This is a genomic window from Ochrobactrum sp. SFR4, from assembly GCF_019730395.1.
In the GTDB taxonomy this organism is placed as follows: Bacteria; Pseudomonadota; Alphaproteobacteria; order Rhizobiales; family Rhizobiaceae; genus Pseudochrobactrum.
Genome location: NZ_JAAPBB010000240.1, coordinates 1 through 424 on the forward strand (window position 1 = coordinate 1; position 424 = coordinate 424).

1 protein-coding gene is annotated in these 424 nt (G+C 46.2%); it reads left to right on the top strand.

What is annotated here, in order from left to right; genetic code table 11:
• Positions 1-424 (top strand): ABC transporter substrate-binding protein (locus HBA93_RS18795; protein ID WP_286202056.1); only part of this gene is annotated, 424 nt, incomplete at both ends.

The following is a 424-nucleotide window of genomic DNA, read 5'->3' on the forward strand; positions in this document are numbered from 1 at the left end:
GGTCAGGCCTATCTTTCAAGTCATGTTGCAGGAACGGGCGCTTACACCATCATTTCACATAACCCTCAAGAAGAGACGGTTATGTCGAAGAACCCTAATTATTTTCTAGGTGTACCGGATGCGGCACCTGATAAAGTTCGGCTACGTTACGGCCTTGAAGCTGCAACCGTACGTACTTTGATAGCACAAGGCGAGCATGAAATTTCTTCGCAGTGGCTTCCACCTGAAGTGCTGAAATCTTTGTCTGCTGGCGGCGCACAACTGCTTACAGAAAAAGGAACTACCGGCTTTTACATTAAACTGAATACGACAAAAGCCCCTTTTGATGATGTCAATTGCCGCCTCGCAATCAGTAATGCTTTTGATTATGAAACCGGCGTTAAAATGGTCGCTATTACAAATGATGTCGCACTGGGCAGCCGTT